This window comes from bacterium, from assembly GCA_021372615.1.
Classification (GTDB): domain Bacteria; phylum Armatimonadota; class Zipacnadia; order Zipacnadales; family UBA11051; genus JAJFUB01.
This window is the reverse complement of sequence record JAJFUB010000095.1, coordinates 1-22,646: the sequence shown is the minus strand read 5'-3', so window position 1 is coordinate 22,646 and position 22,646 is coordinate 1. Positions and strand designations below refer to the sequence as shown.

At 69.1% G+C, this 22,646-nt stretch carries 13 protein-coding genes; 10 read left to right on the top strand and 3 right to left on the bottom strand.

All coding sequences use genetic code 11. The features are described from left to right. Positions 1-238 precede the first annotated feature (238 nt). Both LLH23_15020 and LLH23_15015 read left to right on the top strand, forming a co-directional pair. Positions 239-3,211: a hypothetical protein gene (locus LLH23_15020; GenBank protein ID MCE5239777.1), complete on the top strand. Its 2,973-nt coding sequence runs from the start codon at positions 239-241 to the stop codon at positions 3,209-3,211. A gap of 15 nt (positions 3,212-3,226) precedes the next feature. Beyond that, positions 3,227-6,091, top strand: a complete 2,865-nt coding sequence (locus LLH23_15015) for a hypothetical protein (protein ID MCE5239776.1) — start codon at positions 3,227-3,229, stop codon at positions 6,089-6,091. Positions 6,092-6,246: 155 nt separating this feature from the next. Here LLH23_15015 and LLH23_15010 read toward each other — a convergent pair whose 3' ends face one another. Both LLH23_15010 and LLH23_15005 read right to left on the bottom strand, forming a co-directional pair. After that, positions 6,247-6,561 carry a pyrimidine/purine nucleoside phosphorylase gene (locus LLH23_15010; protein ID MCE5239775.1) on the bottom strand — a complete coding sequence of 105 codons (315 nt, stop codon included), beginning with the start codon at positions 6,559-6,561 and terminating at the stop codon, positions 6,247-6,249. An 88-nt stretch (positions 6,562-6,649) separates the two neighbouring features. Next, entirely contained in the window at positions 6,650-8,371 is a 1,722-nt protein-coding gene (locus tag LLH23_15005; GenBank protein MCE5239774.1) for a glycosyltransferase family 39 protein, read from the bottom strand. A 182-nt stretch (positions 8,372-8,553) separates the two neighbouring features. Between LLH23_15005 and LLH23_15000 the strand changes: the two genes are divergently transcribed. After that, positions 8,554-9,585: a hypothetical protein gene (locus tag LLH23_15000; protein MCE5239773.1), complete on the top strand. Its 1,032-nt coding sequence runs from the start codon at positions 8,554-8,556 to the stop codon at positions 9,583-9,585. A 372-nt stretch (positions 9,586-9,957) separates the two neighbouring features. Next, on the top strand, positions 9,958-10,656 hold the full coding sequence (locus LLH23_14995) for an alpha/beta hydrolase (GenBank protein MCE5239772.1): 699 nt from the start codon (positions 9,958-9,960) through the stop codon (positions 10,654-10,656). A 28-nt stretch (positions 10,657-10,684) separates the two neighbouring features. On the opposite strand, the gene LLH23_14990 is transcribed toward LLH23_14995, so the two are convergent. Then, positions 10,685-13,654, bottom strand: a complete 2,970-nt coding sequence (locus LLH23_14990; GenBank protein MCE5239771.1) for a DUF5060 domain-containing protein — start codon at positions 13,652-13,654, stop codon at positions 10,685-10,687. A 143-nt stretch (positions 13,655-13,797) separates the two neighbouring features. Here LLH23_14990 and LLH23_14985 point away from each other — a divergent pair, with 143 nt between their 5' ends. From LLH23_14985 to LLH23_14960, 6 genes are all read left to right on the top strand, one after another. Continuing rightward, entirely contained in the window at positions 13,798-18,066 is a 4,269-nt protein-coding gene (locus LLH23_14985; GenBank protein ID MCE5239770.1) for a hypothetical protein, read from the top strand. 133 nt (positions 18,067-18,199) lie between these two features. After that, positions 18,200-18,808: a DUF1559 domain-containing protein gene (locus tag LLH23_14980; GenBank protein MCE5239769.1), complete on the top strand. Its 609-nt coding sequence runs from the start codon at positions 18,200-18,202 to the stop codon at positions 18,806-18,808. Positions 18,809-19,093: 285 nt separating this feature from the next. Beyond that, positions 19,094-19,732, top strand: a complete 639-nt coding sequence (locus tag LLH23_14975; protein ID MCE5239768.1) for a DUF1559 domain-containing protein — start codon at positions 19,094-19,096, stop codon at positions 19,730-19,732. A gap of 150 nt (positions 19,733-19,882) precedes the next feature. Further along, positions 19,883-20,497, top strand: a complete 615-nt coding sequence (locus LLH23_14970) for a DUF1559 domain-containing protein (protein MCE5239767.1) — start codon at positions 19,883-19,885, stop codon at positions 20,495-20,497. A gap of 141 nt (positions 20,498-20,638) precedes the next feature. After that, the gene (locus LLH23_14965) at positions 20,639-21,280 is read left to right on the top strand and encodes a DUF1559 domain-containing protein (GenBank protein MCE5239766.1); all 642 of its coding nucleotides are present in this window, start codon (positions 20,639-20,641) and stop codon (positions 21,278-21,280) included. 179 nt (positions 21,281-21,459) lie between these two features. Beyond that, the gene (locus LLH23_14960) at positions 21,460-22,434 is read left to right on the top strand and encodes a Gfo/Idh/MocA family oxidoreductase (protein ID MCE5239765.1); all 975 of its coding nucleotides are present in this window, start codon (positions 21,460-21,462) and stop codon (positions 22,432-22,434) included. Positions 22,435-22,646: the final 212 nt, after the last annotated feature.

Sequence of the window (22,646 nt, the reverse complement as noted above, 5' to 3'; positions counted from 1 at the left end):
CAAGCCCGTCAGTTCGCACGCCGGGCGCACATTCCTCCTTTCTTCCTTCGTCCGTCCGTGCCACAGTGGGCTCCTCCGTCAGCGGCGTGGGCCTCCTGCCAGGAGGAGGCGAGGAGGAACGCCGAACCGGAAGGGGAAGTGGGGGGCGCGGTGCGGGCTCTGTGGCCGGAGGCAGAGGCATCTCCGTGACCGGTGGCCGCTGGACCCCGTACGTAGCCCACAGCAAGCGAGGCGCGCCATGGTTGGCCGGCAGCATGAGGGGTCGGGTAGGGCGAGGCTCCTGGGACTCGTAGTCCTGCTGACGCTGTCGTCGGGCGTCCTCTGGGCCGCCGAGCCGCTGGTGCACAACGGCGGCTTCACACGCCTGTCGGCAGCCGATGGCCGGCTGCCGGAGGGCTGGGTCGTGCCGGCGGGCGGCCGCTGGGCCTGCACCAACGCCGACGGCTACAGCGGGAATGACTCCTTGCAGCATGTCGCGCCAGCGGGCCTGGCGACGCAGCCGGTCACGCAGGCCATCTCCCTGCCCGCTCGCGCCCGGCTGGTGCTGACGTGCGCCATGAAGGCCGAGGGAGACAGCAGACCGGTGGTGCGGCTGCGCCTGGCGGGGGCCGAGGGGGCTGAACTGGTCCGGCTGGTCGGCGAGGGCCCCGCCGGGGTCTGGCAGCCGTACTTCGCCGAGTTCACCACGGGCGAGGGCGGGGCGGCGGTGGTGGAGCTGTGGAGCGACCTCACGCGACTGCACTCCCCCGACCGCAGCGCCCCAGCCGCCCGCGTCGCCTTCGACGAAGTCCAGGTCATCTCCCCGGAGGAAGCGCAGGCGCTGCGCGCGGCCCGGCCGGGCGGCGTCACCACTGAGAACGTGGCGCGCGGGAAGCGCTATACACTGCAGCCGACGCCGGGCTATCCCTACTGCACCGACCCCGGAGACACCACGCAGCTCACCGACGGGCAGTACACGGTGGGGTACTTCTGGACCCAGAAGAGCACCGTGGGCTGGGTGCGGATGCAGGACCTGGTCATCACCCTCGACCTGGGCGCCGACATCCCCATTCGGGGCCTGTCGTTCAACTCCGCCGCGGGGATCGCGGGCGTCAAGTGGCCCTCGGCCATCCGGGTCCTGGTGAGCGCGGATGGACGGGCCTATCACGAGCTGGGCGACCTGCTGAAGCTCAGCAGCACACCCCCGGCGCCCGATGGCACGTACACCGTGCAGCGCTTCCAGACCAACAGCCTGCGCACGCACGGCCGGTATGTCAAACTGCTGATCGCCCCGGTAGGCAACTGCACCTTCGTGGATGAGATCGAGGTGTATCGGGGCGAGGAGACGTGGCTGCAGGCGGCTCTGCCCGGCCGGGCGGTCAACTACCCGCCCGAGTACTTCGACGCCGATCCGTTCATGGCCACGCTCAAGCGCCGCCTGGGCCTGGACCTGGAGACGGTCCGCGCCGCGTTGGAGCGAGCGAAGCTTCCGGCGGCGGCACGTCAGCGTCTCCTGCGTGAGGCAGCGGCCCTCGAGGGGCCGATCCAGGACCTGCCGGCGGTGGACCCGAAGACCTTCCGCGGGGTGCTGCCGTTCGACCGGGTGCATGAGCGCATCTATGCGCTGCAGGGCGCGGCGCGCGCGGTGCTGGGGCGGCCGCCGCTGGTAGCCTGGCGCGCTAACCCGTGGGACTATCTGGCTCCCATGGACCTGCCCTCCTCCCCACCCCCTCCCGCACTCGCCGTCGCGGCCATGCAGGGCGAGACCCGGGCCTGTGCCCTGAACCTCACGAACTGCACCGCGCAGGCCATGGCCGCCAGGCTGGCCTTCGAGGGGTTGCCGGCGGGCTTCGCGGCCACCGGGATCCGCGTGCATGACGTGGCCTGGACGGACACGCCGGCGGGGGTGCTGGTGGCGGCGGCACTGCCCGAACTCACGGCACGCGACGACCGCACCGAGGTGTCCCTGCCCGCGGGCATGACCCGACAGGTCTGGTTCTCGGTCACGGCCAGTGGCCTGGCCCCGGGCATACACCGGGGGACGCTGCGGATCGAGGGCGCGACCGCCAGGCCCTTGCGCGTGCCCCTGACGGTGCGGGTGTTCGACCTGCAGTTCCCCGCCCGGCCGAGGCTGCATGTCGGCGGCTGGGACTACACCGACGGCAACCTGTTCGGCGTGACGCCCCAGAACCGGGCGGCCTTCATCGCCCACCTGCAGAGCCGCTTCGTGGACTCGCCCTGGGCGACGTCGGGCACTCTCCCGCTGGGTGAGTTCGACGCCGCCGGGCGGTTCGCCAAGCCGCCCAGCACCCGCAACCTGGACAACTGGGTCCGCGACTGGCCACAGGCCCGCCGCTACCAGGTCTTCTGTCGGGTGGACGGCCTCCCCGGGCCGAAGCCGGATGACCCGCTGTTTGCCACGAAGGTGGCGACCTGGATCCACTTCTGGGTGGCGCACCTGAAGACGCTCGGGATCGGCCCGGAGCGCCTGTTCCTGCTGCTGCTGGATGAGCCGCAGAGCGTGGAGGAGGACCGCCTGATCATCGCCTGGTCGCAGGCCATCAAGGCAGCCGAGCCGGCCGTGTCCATCTGGGATGACGGCACGCGGCCCGTGGAACGCTGCACGCCGGAGTTGCTGGCGGCGGTGGACATCATGTGTCCGCACCGCCCGTCGCTGATGGCCGCGTCGGACGACGCGCAGATGGAGGTCTACCGGCGACAGCGAACTGCGGGGAAGGGTCTGTGCCTGTATTCATGCTGGGGGCCGACCCGCCCCCTCGATCCGCTCGCCTACTACCGCCTGCAGGCCTGGAGCGCCTTCGCGATGGGCGCGGAGGGCAGCTTCTTCTGGGCCTTCGGTGGCAACGGCGGGGGTAGCTCGTGGAACGACTACGTGCAGAAGGACACCTCCTACTCGCCGCTATTCATTGCCCCGGATTCCGTCACCGCGGGCAAGCACATGGAGGCGATCCGGGAGAGTGTCGGCGACTTCGAGTACCTGTGCCTGCTGCGCGACCGGGTGGGCGAACTGGAGCGCACGCAGCCACGGCACAGGCTCCTGCCGCAGGCCCGGAAGCTACTGGCCGGGGCTGCGGATCGGGTGCTGTCGGCTCGGGGGGCCAATATCTCGGAGTACAAGGCTCCCGAGATGGCCTGGGACAAGCCGCGCGACCGGGCCTGTGTGGATGTGGTGCGGATCGAGATCGGCGAGATGCTGGAGAAGCTGCGCTAGCTACGAGGAGTTGACATGACCTGCCACCCCGCCAAGTCCGTCGTCTGCATGGTCGCGATGCTGCTGGCGCCACTCGCGGCCTGCCTGGCGCAGACGGACGCCGTCGTGCCGCCCGCGCCGGCCACCGGCAAGGTGGCGTCCTTCGAGACGGAGGCGGACAACCCGTTCGTGCTCCGCGACAACATCAGCGGCACGCGGGTGCAGGAGCATGCCACCGACGGGCAGTGGGCCCTGCGTGTGGTCGCGAAGGGCTCCGAGAAGCCCAGTTGGCCGGCACTGTGGCTGTACCCGAAGACGGAGCCGAACTGGTCGGCCCGGCAGTTGCTGGTCATGGACCTGTTCCTCGAGACCCCCGACGCCGTGTACTTCGGCGCCCAGCTGTGCGCCCTGGACCGCAAGGATGCCGTGACGGTCGCCCTGGGGACGCTCAAGCCCGGCTGGAACAAGGGGATCACGCTCTGCCTGCAGGACTTCGGCTGGGACCTGCGCCGCGTGGCCAACCTCGCGCTGTACCTCGGGTCACCCAAGCAGGACGTGATCTACACCATTGACAACGTGCGCTGGGAGGCGCTGCCCCAAGCGGGGACGGGCGGATGGCTGAACGTGCGCGACGTGGGCGCCTCGGGGTCGGAGTTCGAGACGACAGCCACCACCGCCGCCGGCTCGAACCAGATCACCGTGGCCGACGTGGGTGACTTCCAGGTCGGCCAGCAGGTCACGGTCTCGAGGTGCAACATCCGCTACGTGGGGCCGAGGCAGTACGGACCAGGGGAGCCCTATTCCACCAGCCGCGCGCTGGGCGACTCCCTGGAAATGCGCGGCTACGATGGCAGCGCCGGGAGTTGGCTGGCGTACATCGTGGAGATTGACGGCGCTGACCCGGTCACGTTCCGCTGGAAGGGCGACATCGCTCAGCCCTGGGCGGGTGCGAAGGTGCCGGTCACCCACGACTGGCAGCCGCTGAGCGGCGGGGTGGAGGTGCGGTTCAAGCGCCAGGAATGGAAGCCGGGGCAGATGGTGACGTTCTCGGCCCGGGACCAACTGGTCGCCACCATCCAGAAGATCGAGGGCAAGGTGCTGACCCTCAGCGAAGCGGCCAACCGCGCGGCCCCCGACGCCGTCGTCCGGCACACTGACCGCGAGGCCCTGCAACGCGCCATCAACCTGGCCCTCCGCAACAAGTGCAACGTGCTCTTCCCTGCCGGGCACTACCGCATTCCCGGTGGCCTGCGGGTGAGTAAGCCGGCGGGTCTGGTCCTGGAGGGGGCGACCGCCACCACCACCGTGCTCGACATCAGCGACGGCGACGGCTCCTGCTTCTCGCTGTCGGGCGGGACGGAAGTGACCATCCGCAACTTCACCATGGTCGGCCACACGGGGCTGGCCGAGGCGCCGCTGTCGTTCCGGACCTGCAGCGGCTACGGCTACTGGCCCAACGGCCTCAAGGGCTGCAACGCGGTGGGGATGTCGGGGACGGAGCGGGTGCTGATCGAGAACGTCCACGCCCGGCGCATGTCCAACGAGGCGTTCTATGCGCAGGGACCGGCGCGGGCGGGCAAGACCGAGCCGCCGCAGTACCAGAAGTCGCTGACGTACCTGCGCTGCAGCGTCACCGACTGCGCGGCCAACGCCTTCAACAACAACGACCGCGCGGAGAACACGAGCATCCTGTACTGCCGCGTGGATGGGGCGGGGTGGCATGCCGCCGAGATGCCGGCGCGCTTCCTGCGGGTCGTCGGGTCGTACTTCCGCAACACTGGCGCCATCACCGTCGGCGACATGAGCCACCGCTATGAGGACCTCAACGAACTCGGTTGCGGGCAGGCGTTCGTCTGCGACAACGTTTTCGAGGGCCTCGGGCGCTGCGGCGGCATTGCGGTCAACCATGGCTCTTCGCAGGTGGTCATCTCGAACAACCTGTTCATCAACTACAACGGCAACGCGATCACCGTCTCCAGCGCCACCGTGCGGCCGTCGCTGCCATGGTACAAGCCGGATGCCCCCCTCGACTGGGGCTCGTATCCCTCGCGTAGCGCCGTCATCAGCAACAACATCATTGACATGACGTATGCCGGGGACAGGCCGGCCAACCGCACCGGGATCAGCGTGGATGCCTCCGAGGTGACGATCGCCGACAACCAGATCTACGTCCGGGGCGAGTGCGACCCGCGGGTCACGGGCCTGCGGCTGCGCGACCCGGCGCTGCACCTGACGGTCCACGGCAACCTGGTGCGCAACTGCGGCACGGGACTCGTGACCGGACGCGCCGCCTCCGCCGTGACACAGGTGATTGACAGCACGACCTTCATGGAGGCGTCGCTGCCGCTGGAGTGGCGCTACACCCATCAGTACCAGGGCTGGCAGATCATCTGGCTGGACAGCGGCAAGGTGGCCGGCACGTCAGTCATTGACAGCTACGACCCGGCCACGTTGCGCTTCAAGCTCAAAGCACCACGCGACATGAAGGTGGGCGACGGCTTCGAGATATGCCCACCCGGCCCGGCCAACTGGAGCCTCCATGACAACACCCTCACCGGGTGCCTGAACCCGGTCATCCTCGACAACAGCGGCAGCGAGACCAGCCGCTTCGTGGGCAACCAGATCAGCCGGGGCGAGGTCAGCGGGGTGCGGCAGGCGGTGAGCGTGCAGAGCCGCTACGAGCTGCGCGACAACCAGATCAGTGGCTTCGACGAGCCGCGCTGCGCGGCGTTGTGGCTGGGGCCAGACCGCCTCGGCAAGCCTCTGCCGAACCTGGTCCGGGGCAATGTCATCAGCCGCTGCGCCGTCGGGGTGGTCGAGAGCGTGCCGGGGCTATGGGAGGCGACAGTGCGCGAGGGGAATGTGTTCACCGACTGCGGGGGCAAGCTGCCGGAACGGTAGGGCGGGGGGGGGTCTGTAGGGCGGGGGGGGCGTTGGTACGCCCGACACTCCTGTCGGGCGTATCGCCCCGTCGCCCGACAAGAGTGTCGGGCGTACCGCCCCATCGCCCGAGACCCCTGTCGGGCGTACCCCGCCCTACAGACCCCGATGCCTCCCTACTCCGCGTAGGAGCAGCAATAGTCGGTGACGGCCGTCACGCGCAACTGGAACTTCGAGTTGGCGGGGACCTCGAAGGTCTGCCCCGCGGCGAACGCGACCCATGCGTCGCTACCCGGCAGCTTGACGGTCAGATCGCCGGCCAGAATCTCCATGGTCTCGGCGGCGGCGGTGCCGAACTCGTAGTCGCCCGGCAGCATGATGCCCAGCGTCTTGCGCGTGCCATCGGGGAACAGGATCGTGCGGCTGGTCACCTGCCCGTCGAAGTGGATGTTGGCTTCGCGGACGGCGGTGACGTTCTCGAACTGACTCATTGGCTTCAGCCTCCTGGCTGGGTATGGTGACGCCGGGCGCTCCGACGCGGCGTCGGTGTGACGGTCGGTAGTGCACGCCGGGTTGCGTCTACCCCGCTCCGGGCGGGGCCGGGGGTGCGGCCGGGGCCGGGGGCGACGTAGGTGCTGCCGGCGATGCTGGTGCGGTGGGCGGATGGCCGGGGCGCTGCACGGCCAGGACCTTGACCCACCGGGCCTCCTCGAAGTCCAGTCCCTCGACTGCCGCGACTACCTTCATCCCCTGCGGCCCGAGCCGCTCCTCCAGCTTGCGCAGGGCTCTGTCGCTGATGAACAGCAGGCCCGGCTGCGGCTGCTGCACCCAGGCGTCCACCGCCGGGGCGCCCATCAGCATCTCGATGTTCCCCCGATCCAGGCTGAAGACCAGTTCGGAGCGGCGATAGCCCGAGGCGGCCATGGGGATGTCGCGCGGGAGGGACTGGATGGCCGGCAGCCGGCCGAAGGCCGGGCCGATCTTGTACTGCTCCAGCGCCGGCGCCATGACGCCGGTGGCGAGGGCGAAGAACAGCGCCATGCCCACCGCCAGCGTCCCAAAGGCCCGGGTGTGGCTGCCGCGACGGTGGTAGCGGACCGCGAGGATCGTCATCGCCAGGAACACCACGGCAATCAGCGCCGCGGGCAGGCGTATGGCGGTGGTCGGCATGAGCCAGGGCCATACGGCCAGGCCCACGGCCAGCAGCACGCCAATCGGGGCCATGAACCACACGCCCCGGCGCAGCCAGGCCTCGTCGCGCGGGGCCAGTTCACCCCGGCTGGCGGCCTGGCACATGGCCGCCACGGCAAGCGCCAGGGCCGGCCACACCGGCAGCGCGTAGTGCGGCAGCTTCGTGGCCACGACCGTGAGCAGGCCGAGGACGGGGATGGTCCAGCCGATCAGCAGGGCGCGCACCAGCGGCGAGCCGAGCCGCCGGCCCAGCGTCGCCGAGATGGCGCCGGGCAGATAGAGCGTCCAGGGGAAGAAGGCGGCCAGAACCGCCAGGAGATAGTAGGGTAGCATCGTGACGGAATACGTGCCGTGGCCCTCCATCGGGTGCAGCGCCCGGCCCACGACGTGCTCGCTGATGCCCTGGTGCAGGACGACCCCGGCCGTCGCGCGGTTGGCCGGCAGGGCCCAGACCAGGAATACTCCCACGCCCAGCAGCAGCATGACCTCGACCCAGACCAGGTACGAGAAGCGCAGCGGCGTCTGCCTGCGCAGCAGCCACCAGGTCGGCGGGATGATGAACACCGGCACCAGCAGCCCGGCCGGGCCTTTGAGCAGCAGGGCGGCCGCCGTGAGGACAAGCAGCAGGGCGTAGTGCCCCACGGAGGGGCCGCGCTGCAGGGCTGCGACGAAGGTCAGCATGGCCCCGACGATCACCGCCAGCAGCACGGCGTCCACTGTCGCGGCGGCGCCGCACTGGATCATCAGCGGCGAGAGCGCCAGGCACACCATGGCCATCAGGCCCGTGCGCTCGTCAAAGAGCCGTCGGCCGATCAGGCCAGTCAGCAGGCAGGCCAACGCCGCCCCTACCGGCGACCAGAAGCGGCAGGCGAACGCGGTCGGCCCGAAGAGGCGCACCGGCACCGACATGAGCCAGTAGATCATGATCGGCTTGTAGGCGCGCACTTCACCGTTGAAGGTGGCGTACAGGTAGTTGCCGCTGCGCACCATGTTGACGGCTGCCCCGGAGAAGCGCGGCTCATCGGTGCCCCAGACCGTCGAAGTGGCGGCCAGCGCGAGATAGGCCGCCAGGATCAGCAGCGCGGCAATCAGCAACGGATGCTTCGACATGAACTGTACCTCTGCGACGATGTCGGCCGGGTCATGCCCCGGCGCGGGTCGGGTTCCTGCGGCGTGGCTGCGGGGTGCACCTAGCGGCTCGGCGGCAGGTGCATCGAGCCGCCAGCGGGAAAGGCTGCGCCGCCGGGACTACGACGGGCCCGAAGGGACGCTGACACCGCATGATAGCATACATGACTATCCGCACCGTGGCTACTGCCTGTCTGGCGGTGGCGGCCGTCGGCGCCGTGTGGGCCGCCGAGAGTGACCTGGTCTGGCGCCACGGCGCCGACCTGCCGACGCCGGTCGGCGGGCACTGCGTCGCCTCCGTCGGCACCCGGGTGCTGTGCGCCGGGGGTACGACCTGGCAGGGCGGTCAGAAGCGCTGGCTGTGCGACGTGTCGGCCTATGACGTGGCGGCAGACCGCTGGGAAGCCGTGGGCCTGCTGCCCGAGCCCGTCGGGGATGCGGTCGGGACCGGGACGGGACAGGCCCTGTGCCTCATCGGCGGCGGGGACGGGCAGCATGGCTCGGACCGCTGCACACGCCTGCGCTGGCACGGGGGGCGGCTGACGGCCGAAAGCCTGCCGCGCCTGCCCGCGCCGCGTGTCTATGCCGCCGGCGGGCGGATCGGCCACACGCTGTATGTCGTCGGCGGCACCCCCGACCCGGGCAAGCTCGACCAGGCCACGGCCACACTGTTCGCCCTGGACCTCCAGGACCTGGAGAGCGGCTGGCGGACGCTGGCGCCGCTGCCGGGCCCCGCGCGCGTCATCCATGCCGCCGCGGCTTGCGGCGGGCGTTTCTATGTCTTCGGCGGCTGTCGTCTGGATGACCGGAAGGTCGTGCGGAACCTCAGCGACGCCTACTGCTACTCGCCGCGCGGCGACCACTGGGAGCGACTGCCGGACGCCCCGGCCGCCAACCGCGCCTGGACCGCCGTCGCCGACGGCCGCGGCGGCCTGCTCCTGTGCGGGGGCTTCACCGCCACCGAGGAGGAGTGCGCCGGCCAGGGCGATGACTTCGGCTTCACGGCGGAGGTCCTGCGCTACGACCCCGCGGCCCGCACGTACAGCCCGGTCGGCAGGCTGCCCCGCGCCACGGCCTGCGCCGCGCCGGTGCGGCAGGGCCGCGACCTGCTGCTGCTCGGCGGCGAGCCAGTCAAGAAGCAGCGCGGCAACTGGGTGTGGATCACGAGCCTGACCGGCCTGCCGTCGCGACCGTAGCGCCCCGAGGGTGCCACGGCTCGATGCACAGAAGCCTCCCGACGCCCTTCGAAGGGGGAATGAGGGAGCCGGCGGACGGGCGCTGCCGCGCCCGCCTAGATTGAGTCGGCCCTCCGGGCCTCAACGGCAACCGGTGGGGGCCGTTGGCGCCGGAGGCGCGGCTCAGTCTAGGCGGGGGCGGAAGCCCCCGTCACCCCGGTACCCCCCTCCTCTCCTCGATGGAGTCGTGGGGTGCCCCGTAGGGGCGGGGCCCCACGACCGGTTGGCGCCCCCGGCCTCCTCCGAGCGGGTCGCCGTCGTCGGCCGCGCCTCCGGCGCTGACGGCCCCCGCCCACCGCAGGTGCTCGCACCTCGCAACGCGAATCTGCCCTCATGCCTGCCTCAATCACGCTCATCCACGGCTTCGGCTGCGACAGCCGCTTCTGGCACCCGCAGGTCCCCCACCTTGAGTCACTCCGGTGGCTGCTGTGGGTGCCGGACCTGCCGTACCATGGCGGAGTGGCGCGGGAGGTCGGGCGGTCGCTATCGGGGCTGGCCGGGTGGGTGGCGGAGGGCATGCAGGGGCAGGCCCGGGTGCTGATGGGCCACTCCCTGGGGGGCATGATCGCCCTGCAGATCGCCCACGAGGCCCCGACGCTGGTGCGCGGGATCGTGCTCGTGGACTCCTTCCCCGACCTGGCGCTCAACGCGCGCTATCTGCCCGAGATGTGGGTCGAGGGGGCGTACCCGGAGGTGCGGCAGTGGGTCGAGGCCCGGCGCGAGGAGATCATCGCGCGGATGCCGCAGGCGAACTATGACGTCATCTGGCCGAGCGTCCGCGCCTTCAACGCCGTGCCCTGGCTGCCGGCCATCAAGTGCCCTGTGCTGGGGATCTACGGCGGCCGCACGCACTACCGCGCCGGGGAGGCCGAGGTGCTACGCCAGCAACTGCGCCTCGACCAACTGGGCGGGCCCAGCGAGGTGGTGATCCTGCAGGGGGCGGGGCACTTCGTCAACCTCGAGTGCCCGCAGCAGACCAATGCCGCCATCGCCCGGTGGGTCAAGCACCATTTCGGCGCGCCGGTGATCTGAGGACTACAGCGCCTGAGCTGCCTCCACGCTACTGCATCACCTTCACCGCAATGTCGCGGGTGAAGTCCGGCGCCTGGATCAGGAGCTTCCCCCCGGCGCATGTGGCCCTGGTGGTCTGCAGCACCGTGCCCTGGCGGGTGTCCCACCACTCCAGCCGGTAAGCCCCATCGCGCAGGCCGGTCAGCGGCACCTGCAGGCCCCGCACGGCCCCGGGTGTGCGCCCGTACTTGTCGCTGTACCAGTTGCTCTCCCGGTCGTGCAGCCATACGAGGGCCAAGTCATCGGTGCGCAGGCCGTAGGTGTCCATCTGGGCATACTGCGGATCGCGGCAGCCGGTGAAGGTGTACGGGCTGACCTCCACCCAGTCCTTGCCGGTGTTCTCGATCTCGATGACATGGGGCCCGGCCGGGATGGGGACTTCGTAGTCCTTGCCGTAGAGGCTCTGCCAGATCTTGTATTGCTCCACCCATTTGGTGGACTTCCACTCCCCCTGCCCCTCCCCGGCCAGTAGCTCCTTCGTCCAGACCTCCTGCCCATCCACGCGCACATGGAGTACCGCCCCCTGGCTGACCGTGCCGACGCGGAAGACCAGCTTGCCGGCCTGCGGGTAGGTGACGCGGAACCGCAGGGGAGCCTTCAGGTCAGGCTTCGAGGGCGAGAAGACGAGATGTGAGAACTTGTCCGAGCCGGTGACCGTGCCGTCGGGGTTGACGGTCTGGTCGCCCTCGGGCTGGCGGGCCCACCTGGCGGCGCCCTGGACGACAAGATCGCCCCACGGCGCGTCGGGCTGCACCGGGAGCACAGGCCGCTCGAACGTGGCAGGCTGCAGGGCCAGCTTCGTCCAGGGCACCGTGTCCACGAACTTGCGGAGGGCGGCGAACTCGCGGTACTGGTTGAGCGGGTGGACGTAGCCGTCCCAGTACCAGACAGCGGCGGCGCCGCAGGACCGGGTCATCACCGAGGCCCAGAGGCCGTCGTGCAGGCTGGTGCCGAGGCCCTTGGGGTCGTGCGTGTTGTCGCCCGTCTTCCAGTCAATGCCGAACTCCCCGACCATGAAGGGCTTGGGGTACTTGGTCGTGTACCGCAGGCACAGGTCGGCGATGGCGGCGGCGGTCTGCGGGCGCCCCTCGTCGCTGCCATAGGAATGGTCCTGCGCGTAGTCCATCTCCGGCAGGTTCCAGACTTCCTCATTGCCGTAAGTGGTCGTGACCAGGTGGCGGTTCGGGTCATGAGCCTGCAGGTACGCCGCCATCTCCTTGACCCACGGGACCGGCGCGTTCACCTCGTTCCACAGCTCCCAGGACTTGATGTGCGTATCCCAACCGTAGCGAGCCACAGTGTAGCGCAGGCGCTGCTGATAGGCCCGGCGGGCCTGCTCGTTGGTCCAGAAGTCCTTAGGCTCGGCGCAGGGGCCGCCGTTCGCCTGGCTGTATGGGCTCTCGTGCCAGCAGTTCTCGCCGAAGTAGGCCTTCACGTTCATCAACTCGCCATGGTAGCCCAGGCACAGCATGCAGCGGATGCCGTGCGCCCGCGCCTGCTCCATGACCCAATCGAGCTTGTAGGCGTTGTCGAGCGCGTACTTGCCCAGACCGTAGTAGGTGCCGCTGCCCTTGCCGGGCGTCCACTCCAGGGCCATGTTCCAGCGCACCAGCCAGATGCGGCAGTAGTTGCCTCCGGCTGCCCCCAGCGACTGGAACCACTGCGCATAGCGGTTGACGTTGCCGCCGCTGTCCCAGCAGATGTTCTCGCCTACCGCGAAGTAGGGCTGGCCGTTGTCGAACTGCAGATAGTGCGGACTTGTGGGAGCGGTCACCGACCGCGACCGGTCGGGGTCGGCGACCCCTCCCACACGGATGAAGCCCGGATCGGCGGCGGCGACGGCGGTGAAGCGGGCGGGCTTGCCAGTGACCTGGCCGCTGCGGTCGCGGGCCGTCACCTGCACCGTCCACGGACCGGCTTGCGGCGGCGCAAAGCGCACCTTCCAGCCGGGCGGGCCCACGGTGCGCAAGCGACGACCGGGCTCCTGGCCCAGCCAGGCATAGCCCTGGTAGAAGAAACCGGGCACGGATACCGTCCTTCCGCCGGGGCCGGTGAAGGTCGCCATCACGTCAATGTCGGCGGGGTCGAAGGGGTTGTCGTAGGTGGCGTCCAGGTCCAGGTCCAGCTCCAGCTTGCCGTAGACGGGGACGCGGGGGCTGCTGAGCTTCAGGCCGCGCAGGGCCAGGGGTTTGGCGGACGTGAGCGACACCTCCAGCGCCTTGGACAGGTCCACGATCCTCTGCCGCTCGGCGTCATAGGCAGCCTGGTCGAACGGGCGCAGGGTCAGCCCGAACTCGTATGTCCGGTTGGCCTTCAGGCCGAACGTGCCCGCGACGGGGAACTGGGCCTCGAAGGCGTTCATCCTGAACTGCCGGTCGTCCTGGAAGCTGACCCCGGTGATGCCGGTGCCGTCGGGCGTCATCTGCAGGCCCAGACCGCCGGGCAGTCGCCACGCGAACCAGGCCATCCGGGAGGCGCCGCCGAGGTGATAGGGGCTGGGCAGGTCGGCGGGCAGGGGCTTCTCCTCGGCGATATCGCCGTCACTGACGAGGAAGGAGCCCTGGCCGGCATTGCCGACGGTGGGGATGTCGGCGCGGACGACGATCAACTGGGTCTCCAGGTCGGCTGAGGGGGTGAGCTTCCAGCGCAGGACGACCTCCCGGTCGCTGACCTGCAGGCGCTCCTCGAAGGCGATGGGCTTCCCCTCGGCGGCGAACTCGCCCCGGAAGACGCGCACGGCGCCCTCGGTGGTCTCGGTGACGGTCAGACCGCCCCCTTCCGCCTGCTGGCCCAGGCTCCCGGCCCACTGGGGCTTGACCACAACGACGCGGAGGTCGCGCCCGATGAGGGCCCCGTTCAGCGTGAGGCGGTCCAGGCCGCCCAGGCGGTTCACCTCCGCAGCGAACTGGGCGTGGACGAGGGAGCAGCACAGCAGGGCGGCGAGGGCGGCGTATCTCATGGAGGCCTCCGCACCGAGAGGGATGGAGTGGTGCTTCGCTGACGTTGTGGGGCGTACCTCCGAGAGGGCAAGGGCCCAGCGGCGCAGGTACCCGGCCCTGATAGCACGAATTCGTGCCCACCACCGCCCAAGGAGTCAGTGCCATGCCTACCGCGTCGGTCCGCAGTGGTCGTCTGTGGAGTATGCCGGTTCTGCTGCTGCTCACGCTCGCACCCGTGACCGCGCAGGTGTCCGTGCAACTGGAGGGCGAGCAACTGAGCTGGCAGGCCCAGGGACGGTCCCTCGGCAGCAGCGCGCAGTGGCTGCAGGTGCGCGACCTCGCCGCCGGCGACAGCTTCGTCCCGGTGCCCGTAACCGGGAGCACCGGGGCCTTCCAGGGACGCGGCTCCGAGTTGGCCTTCACCGGCGCCTGGAAGCCTCGGGGCCTCGCCCAGGAGCTGACGCTCACCGTGGTGGCCGATCCGCCGCGCGACCGGGCGCTGGTGGTTCGCGTGGCGCTGCCGCTGCAGGCGACGGGCTGGCGCTGGTGGGATGACATGGGCGCCCCGCGTGTCATCGAGGCCGACAGGCACTATGACAAGCTGATCTCGTGGGGCGGGCAGCGGAACGTCTCGCGGTATCCGTGCTGTGCGGTGACGGGGTCGCCGTCCGCCAGGAACGGCGGCCTACCCCCTACCCCCTCCCTGAAGGGAGGGGGAACACAACCGCCCCCCGCTCCAGGGACCGGCCAGGCCCAAGCTGTTCCCCGCCCCTCAGGGGCGGGGCAGGCCCAAGCTGTTCCCCCCCCTTCAGGGGGGGGCCAGGGGGGGGACGCCTTGGGGCTGTCCCTCGCCGTTCCCGTCCACGAGCCGCAGGTCTTCCGCCTCGCCTATGACGCCGCCCGGCAGGCCCTGGAGGCCGAGTTCGACATCGGCCTGTCGCCGGATGCCAGGAAGTCGCCCTGCAGGACGACCCTCCGCCTGCTGGTCTATGCCCATGAGCCGGCATGGGGCTTCCGCTCGGCCATCTCCCGGTACTACCAGCTCTTCCCTGCGTACGAGCAGCGCCGCGCCGGGGCCGGCGGGATCTGGCTCATTGGCCTGAACCCGAGCCTGATGGCCTGCCCGTGGGACTGGGGCTTCCGCTTTGAGGAGCACGGCCTGGACCACGCCGGCTACAACGATGCCCATGGCATCGCGACCTTCGTCTACACCGAGTGCTGGGGCATCTACGAGGGCTTCGGCAACAAGCCCCCGGCCGATGGCAAGGACCGCTACGGGCGCAATGTCTACATGATGAAGCCCGAGGAGATGCGGCAGTTCATCACCGACAAGCTCCAAGCCCCGCCGGAGCAGAAGTTCTGGGGCCTGCCGCGCCGCGAGGTGGCGCAGGCGGAGGTGAACTCGGCCATCGAGGACCGCAACGGCCAGTGGATCTGGAGCCACTACACGCAGACCTGGTCGCCGGGCAACTTCCTGTCCTGCCTGTGCCTGAACCCCGACCCGGACCTGCCCAAGCCCAGCCGCAACTCCGTGACCTGGGATGGAGAGATACTGCCTGCCTACGACAGGACGAAGGCCTCCGGCGGCAGCCTGGGCGGCGTGTATCTCGACAGCGTGTGCGGCTATGTGGGGTTCTTTGACGAGAACTTCCGTCGCGAGCAGTGGCAGTATGCCGACACGCCGCTCGTGCCGAGCTACAAGACCAAGACGCCCGTGCAGTTGCATGCCTTCAGTTGCTTTGAGATCAGCCAGCAGATTGCCGACAGGATGCGGGCCGAGGGACGCCTCGTGATCGGCAACACCGGCCCGCCGGAGATGACGTACTGGATCCCACTGCTGGACATGATCGGTGGGGGCGAGGCCAGCGCCTGCGGCATCTCCGATGACGCCCACTACCGCTACCTGCGCTTCTGCGGCTACCACAAGCCGATCAGTTGGATGCAGTACGGGTTCGTGGACCCGAAGCGCTCGTGGGAGGAGAAGGAGCGCGGGATGCACCGCTGCCTGTTCTATGCCGTGCACCCGGGCACTGCGCGCTTCAACGACCCCGCCGAGTACGAGCCGTCGCGGCCGCTCTACCGGTCGTTCGAGCCGCTAATCGCGTGGCTGGACGAGGCCGGCTGGCAGCCGGTCACGCGGGCCCAGACCGACCGGCCGGAGGTGCTCGTCGAGCGCTACGGTCCGGGCGCAGGCGGGCTGGCGAACGTGACGTTCCTGGCCCTGCGCAACGCCGGGAAGGAGGCGGCGACGGCGAGTGTGACGGTGGACGCCGGGGCCCTGCCCGGCGGGCGCCTCGACGGGCTGACGGCGTGGCTGCTGGTGAGTGACCGGGGGGCGCGGATCGCCCGGCAGGGCAAGACACTGGCAGTGACGGGTGTGCCGGTGCCGCCCGACCGCACCGAGGTCATCGCCCTCGGCACGCGCGAGGCCCTCGCCCGGCTGTGGCTGGATCAGTCGCAACTCTGGCTGGACCGCCTGGCGCGCGAAGCGGCCTGGGTGAAGACGACAGGCAGTGCGGTCGTCGCCAACGGCAGCTTCGAGGGCGGGCTGAACGGCTGGGGTCTGGCCGCGCCGCCGAGCAACATGCGCGACGCCGAGGGGCGTCTGGACGAGGAGCACCCGATCTCGGGCAAGCGCAGCGCGCTGTTCATCAGCCATGGCGACGGCTCGTACCATGGCATGAACCAGGGCGTCGGCATCGTCCCGGGCGAGGAGTACACGCTGCGCTTCAAGTACTCCTGGCAACGGCCCGAGGGCAGCAACGGCGCCGTGACCCCGCGCTTCGGCGTCAAGGGCCCGGACGGCAACTGGGCCACCGACGAGTACGTCTACTTCCGCGACCTGCAGCCCACCGGCGACCGCGTCGCGACCTACGAGGGCAAGTTCACGCTGCCCGCCGGCCACAGCGTCGGCTTCTTCCAGTTCCTCTTCGAGCGCAACTGGGGCACGGCGCGAGTGGACGATGTCGAGATCACCTCGGCGAAGATCGAGGCCGGCAAGGCGCGGGCGCAGGAGATGACCGTCGCCCCCCGGCAGGCCGCCGATGCGCTCAAGGCCCGGCTGGCCCCGGCCGCGAAGCCGGACTTGCTGGCCGTCACGCTCGCCCAGCGCCCGGTCTATGAGAAGCTTCGCGCCCTCGCCGAGGGCCTGCCCGACTCGCCCCAACGCCGCTGCCTGTTGCTGCCTGTCCTGAACTTCGCCGAGTCGCTCGGCCGCGCGACGCAGACACTGACCGGCGTGACGGTGCACCCGACCGGGGACACGCCCTTCGGGGATGCCGGTCTGGGTGCGCCGGCGACGGTGAGCTGCGCGGTCAAGGCCGGCGGCGCGTCGCTCGACGGCCTGCGAGTGGCGCTGGAGGGAGCCGCACCGGCCGGGGTAGCCACGAGCCTGAAGGCCGGCGAGGCGCGCGTGGTGGGCCTGAGCGCCCCCATGCCCGCACAGTCGGCCTGGGGCTGGGAGGATGTGTATGCGACCGCGCGCTTCCGCTTCGGCAAGCAGGAGGTGACGCTCACGCGCCGGGCGACGCTCAGGCTGCACCCGGCGCTGCAGGTGGAGGCCGCCGGCGGGGCAGTGAGCGCCGTGCGCGGCACGCTGCCGCTACAGGTCCGGTCGTGGCTGCCGGTGGCGGCCGGGGCGCAACTGAACGCCACCGCCGCGGTCGCCGGAGAGCAGGTGTTCTGTGCGCCGATCGCGTTCCAGGCGCAGGCCGGCGTGCCAACGGCGGTGGAGCTGCCGCTGCCCGCTGCCCTGGCGGGGAAGCTGGACGCGCTGGCGCAGAAGCGGGAGAAGCTGCGCCTGACCTGCCGCGTGCCCACCGCTGACGGAGTGCAGGAGGGGACGGCGGAGCTGCCGACCGTGCGCGGGGCGCTGTGCCCCACGCTGGCGGCCCCGAAGCTGGATGGTCAGATCGGTGAGGCGGAGTGGGCCGGGGCCGCGCGGCTGACGGGCTTCGGCGCGCCCGACGACGGCAAGCCCGCGGCCCGGCCGACGACCGTGCTCCTGGGCCATGACGCCACCCGGCTGTTCGTGGCCGTGACCTGCGGCGGCCAACCGAAACCCACCGCGCAGCAGCGCGCGCATGATGGCGACGTGTGGGCTGACGACTGCGTGGAGCTGTTCCTGCAGCCGCCGGGGAGCGAGGCGTACTACCACTTCGGGGTCAATGCCGTGGGGTCCCTCATGGAGTCCCGCTGCGCGCCCTCCGAGCAGGTCGGCTGGAACTGCGCCTGGGAGGCCAAGACGGGGCTGACGGCGGAGGGCTGGACGGTGGAAGCCGCGATCCCGCTGGCGGCGCTGGGGGGCAAGGCCGAAGGCTTCTGGCGCATGAACTTCGGCCGCGAGGAGGCCGACGCGAAGACGGCGACGTGCTGGAACCCGACAGGCGGAGGCTTCCACGTCCCGGCCGGGTTCGGGGAGGTGAGGCTATAGGGGGGTGCCCGGAGCTGCGCCTGAGGCGGGGATGACTTTGCCGCGACCGAGGGGGGAGACTCATGGCGGCCGGATGTGGTACAGTAGGGGCTTTGTGGGGGGGACGTAGGCATCCACTCCAACGGAGGTAGTCATGAGGAGAGGTTTCACGCTTATTGAGTTGCTAGTCGTGATCGCGATTATCGCGATTCTGGCGGCAATTCTCTTCCCCGTCTTCGCCAAGGCCCGTGAGAAGGCCAGGCAGACCTCGTGCCTGAGCAATGAGAAGCAGATCGGACTTGCCATCCTGCAGTATGCACAGGATTATGACGAGCGCTTGCCTTACATGTTCAGCTACATGCCGGCTGTGGGCACGAACAACCTGTACTGGTGCCAAGACGTTATCATGCCATACGCCAAGAACGACCAGATGTTCGTCTGCGCCAGCGGCAACTGGACGACCAGCACGTTGCGCCCGGCAGGGCTGCCCAACCCGCTGGTGGGCTCCTATACGTTGCCCTATTCGGTCAGTGCTGCAGCGCTGGGCACGGTCCAGGACCCCAGCGGCACGATCATGAACCTGGAATGCACCAACCCTGACTTCTGGGGCTACGTCAAGACCGACATCCCGCAGGCCAGCGGCTGGGATAACCGCGTCGCCAAACGCCACAACGACGGCTTCAACATGGTCTTCTGCGACGGGCACGCCAAGTGGCTGAAGCAGAGCTCGCCGGGCATGTGGACGCTGGCAGCCGGGGACTAGGCGTCCCTGCTGCCGCCGGTACTCGAGGCCTCCCCGCACCGTGCGGGGAGGCCCTCTTTTCTCCTGCGGCTCATCCCGCTCAGACCAGGACCGCAAGCACAAGACCCTAGACGTCCTCTGACGCCGCCGGCCCGCGTCTGGTTGTGCGGCTACGAAGGGGGGCCTGAGGCCAGAGGTCGCAGCCCTCGGCGGAGTCTCTGCGGAGGGGGAGACTCATGGCGGCCGGATGTGGTATAGTAGGGGCTTCATGGGGGGACGTAGGCATCCACTCCAACGGAGGTAATCATGAGGAAAGGTTTCACGCTTATCGAGTTGCTGGTTGTGATCGCTATCATCGCGATTCTGGCGGCAATTCTCTTCCCCGTCTTCGCCAAGGCCCGTGAGAAGGCCCGGCAGTCGAGCTGTCTGGCGAACATGAAGCAGCTTGGCCTGGGCATCCTGTCCTACGCCCAGGACTATGACGAGATGCTCTGCCCCAACTTCAGCTATGGCAGCACCGGGGCCAACCTGCAGTGGTGGGATGACCTGATCCAGCCGTACACCAAGAACTACCAGATTCTGCTGTGCCCGAGCGACAGCCCGAGTGGCTCGTACCCAACCGCCCGTGTGCCGGGCCAGCCCAACCCGCTGTTGTACTCCTACTCGGCCAACTGCAATGGTGGCGGAGGCACGGGCCCGATGCGCGGCTCCGGAGGCGCCTGCACGCTCGGGGAGCTGCAGGATCCCTCCAACACCATTCTCATCGCCGAGTCCAACGACATCGAGCTGAACACCTATCTGACCGAAGTGGACGCCTACGCTGCCAACGGTATCGGCAACATTGAGAAGCGCCACAACAACGGCAGCAACTGGCTGTTCGCCGACGGCCACACCAAGTGGCTCGGCAAGAGCATGCCCAACATGTGGACGATCGCCGCCGACTAGGGCGCGCAACTGCGTCGTCCGGAAGTACCCAGGCCTCCCCGCCTTGCGCGGGGAGGCTTTCTTTTCTGTTGCGGCCCACCCGGCAGGAGAATTGTGGCTAGCGACGAAATACTACGATGGGAGGAAATGACCAATGTAACGGAGGCCACCATGCGACGCGGCTTCACACTGATCGAACTGCTGGTTGTGATCGCCATCATCGCCATCCTGGCGGCGATCCTGTTCCCGGTCTTCGCCAAGGCCCGCGAGAAGGCCCGACAGACCTCGTGCCTGAGCAATGAGAAGCAGATCGGATTGGCGATCCTGCAGTACGCGCAGGACTACGACGAACGCTTCCCGTGGATGTACAACTACATGCCGGCCGGGGGCACGAACAACCTGTACTGGTGCCAGGACGTGGTCATGCCCTACGCCAAGAACAACCAGATGTTCATCTGCTCCAGCGGCAGCTGGACCTACACCTACTACCGCCCGCCAGGGCTGCCCAATCCGCTGGCGGGTTCGTACACTTTGCCCTACTCGGTCAGCGGCGCAGCCCTCGGCACGATTGAGGACCCGGCCGGCACGATCATGAACCTGGAGTGCACCAACCCGGACTTCTACAACTCGACCAAGACAGACGTCCCCCAGTGGTGGGCGTCGCCGCCTGACTGCCGCGTCGCCAAGCGCCACAACGACGGCTTAAACATGGCCTTCTGCGACGGGCACTCCAAGTGGCTGAAGCAGAGCCTGCCGGGCATGTGGACCCTGGCCGCCGGAGACTAGGCGTCCCTGCTGCCGCCGGCACTCGAGGCCTCCCCGCCTGGCGCGGGGAGGCCTTTCTTGCTGCGGCCGCCCGGCAGGAGAACTGTGTCCCTCGGCGGAATACTAGCGTGGGAGGGGTAGACCCGTGTAAGGGAGGCCACCATGAGACGCGGTTTCACGCTCATAGAGTTGTTAGTCGTGATCGCCATCATTGCCATCCTGGCGGCGATCCTGTTCCCCGTCTTCGCCAAGGCCCGCGAGAAGGCGCGGCAATCGTCGTGTCTGAGCAACACCAAGCAGATCGGCCTGGCCCTGCTGCAGTACACCCAGGACTACGACGAGCGGTTGCCCGGCACGTACATCTACGAGATACCAGGTGATGCCAACTGGCTGTTCAGCTTCGGCGCCCTGGCCCTGCCGTACATCAAGAACGCGCAGGTCTTCGTGTGCCCCAGTGGCTCCGGGGCGGTGCCATGGGCCGGCACCGCCGCGCTCATCCCCATGAACAGCTACTGGGCGCCGGACCAGAGCTTCTGCTCACTCTCCAACGGCAAGTACAGCCTGGGGCAGGTCGAGTCCCCCGCGGACACGATCCTGTTCCTGGACACGAACACGGTGTCAGGCTCCAGCGGCGGCAACTTCGAGTTCTGGCTCGGCGCCACTTCGACCGCCCAGGACTACGCCAACTACTGCACGGGCAACGGTCCGCGCCACAATGACGGCCGCAACTACGCCTTCGTGGACGGCCACTGCAAGTGGCTCAAGGCACCCTCTGCCTCGATGTTCACGATCCAGGCCGACTGACCGCAAGGACGTGCCACCGAGGCCTCCCCGCCGTGCATGGGGAGGCCTTTTTCGTGGTCCAGGTAGGAGAACTGCGGCGCGGCAGGGAACGTAGCGCGGTTTGTGGCGGCGGGGAGGCATGCGACAGCGACCGTAGGCGGGCTGTCTGCCGGGGCCCGCACGAAAGGGATGATCTGACTATGGCAGTGCGTATCGGCTTCGTCGGTTGCGGCGGCATCAGCCGCTACCACATGGGGCATCTGGCCAAGATCAAGGACGCCGAGATGGTGGCTTTCTGCGACGTGCAGGAGGAGCGCGCCCAGGCCACGGCCCAGGAGTTCGGCGCCGCCAACGCAGTGGTCTTCACCGACTACAAGCAGATGTACAAGCAGGCCTGCTTCGACGCCGTCTATGTCGGCCTCCCGCCCTTCGCCCACGAGGAGCAGGAACTGATCGCCGCCAAGCAGGGCCTCCACCTGTTCGTCGAAAAGCCCGTGGCCCTCTCGATGGAACTGGCCAACAAGGTCTCCCGCGCCGTCACCAAGGCCGGCATCATCTCCTCCGCCGGCTTCCAGGACCGCTACCAGGACATCATTGCCCGCCTCAAGGACGAGGTCGTGCAGAACCCGCCGGCGGTCTTCCAGGCCTACTGGATGGGCGGCATGCCCGGCGTGGCCTGGTGGCGCCGCAAGGAGCAGTCCGGCGGCCAGGCCGTCGAGCAGACCATCCACCACTTCGACATGGTCCGCTACCTGTTCGGCGAGGTGAAGAGCGTCCAGGCCGTGTGCTCCAAGGGCCTGATGAAGGACGTCCCCAAGTACAACATCGAGGACGCCAGCGCCGTGAACCTGCAGTTCAAGAGCGGCCTGTGCGGCACGGTCTTCTCGGCCTGCTGCCTGGCCCTCGGCAAGAACGGCATTGACATCTGGTCCAAGCAGTCGGTCTACGAGTACACCGAGCGCACCTCGCTGCGGATCAGGCGCGGGAGCCGCGAGGAGCACTTCTACCCGACCGGCAACGACTACGGCCAGGCCATTGACGACGCCTTCATCAAGGCCGTCCAGAAACAGGACCAGTCGCTGCTCAAGTCCAGCTATCCGGACGCTGCCAAGTCACTGGCCATCGTCCTGGCGGCCAACGAGTCCATGGCGACCGGCGAGGCCGTGAAGCTGTAGACGGCCGGGATTCGGGGACGGCGACGGCGTCCTCACCCCCGGCCCCTCTCCCTCGCGCGATACGACTGCGCTCCGGAGAGGGGAGTCCTGGATTGCCACTTGGTGGCCTCAGGGCCGCATGATGTGGCATCTCCTGCCTTTCTCCCCCCTCCCTCGCCCGCCTTCGCCCTGCGGGCTACGGCGGGCGAGGGAGAGGGGTCGGGGGTGAGGCA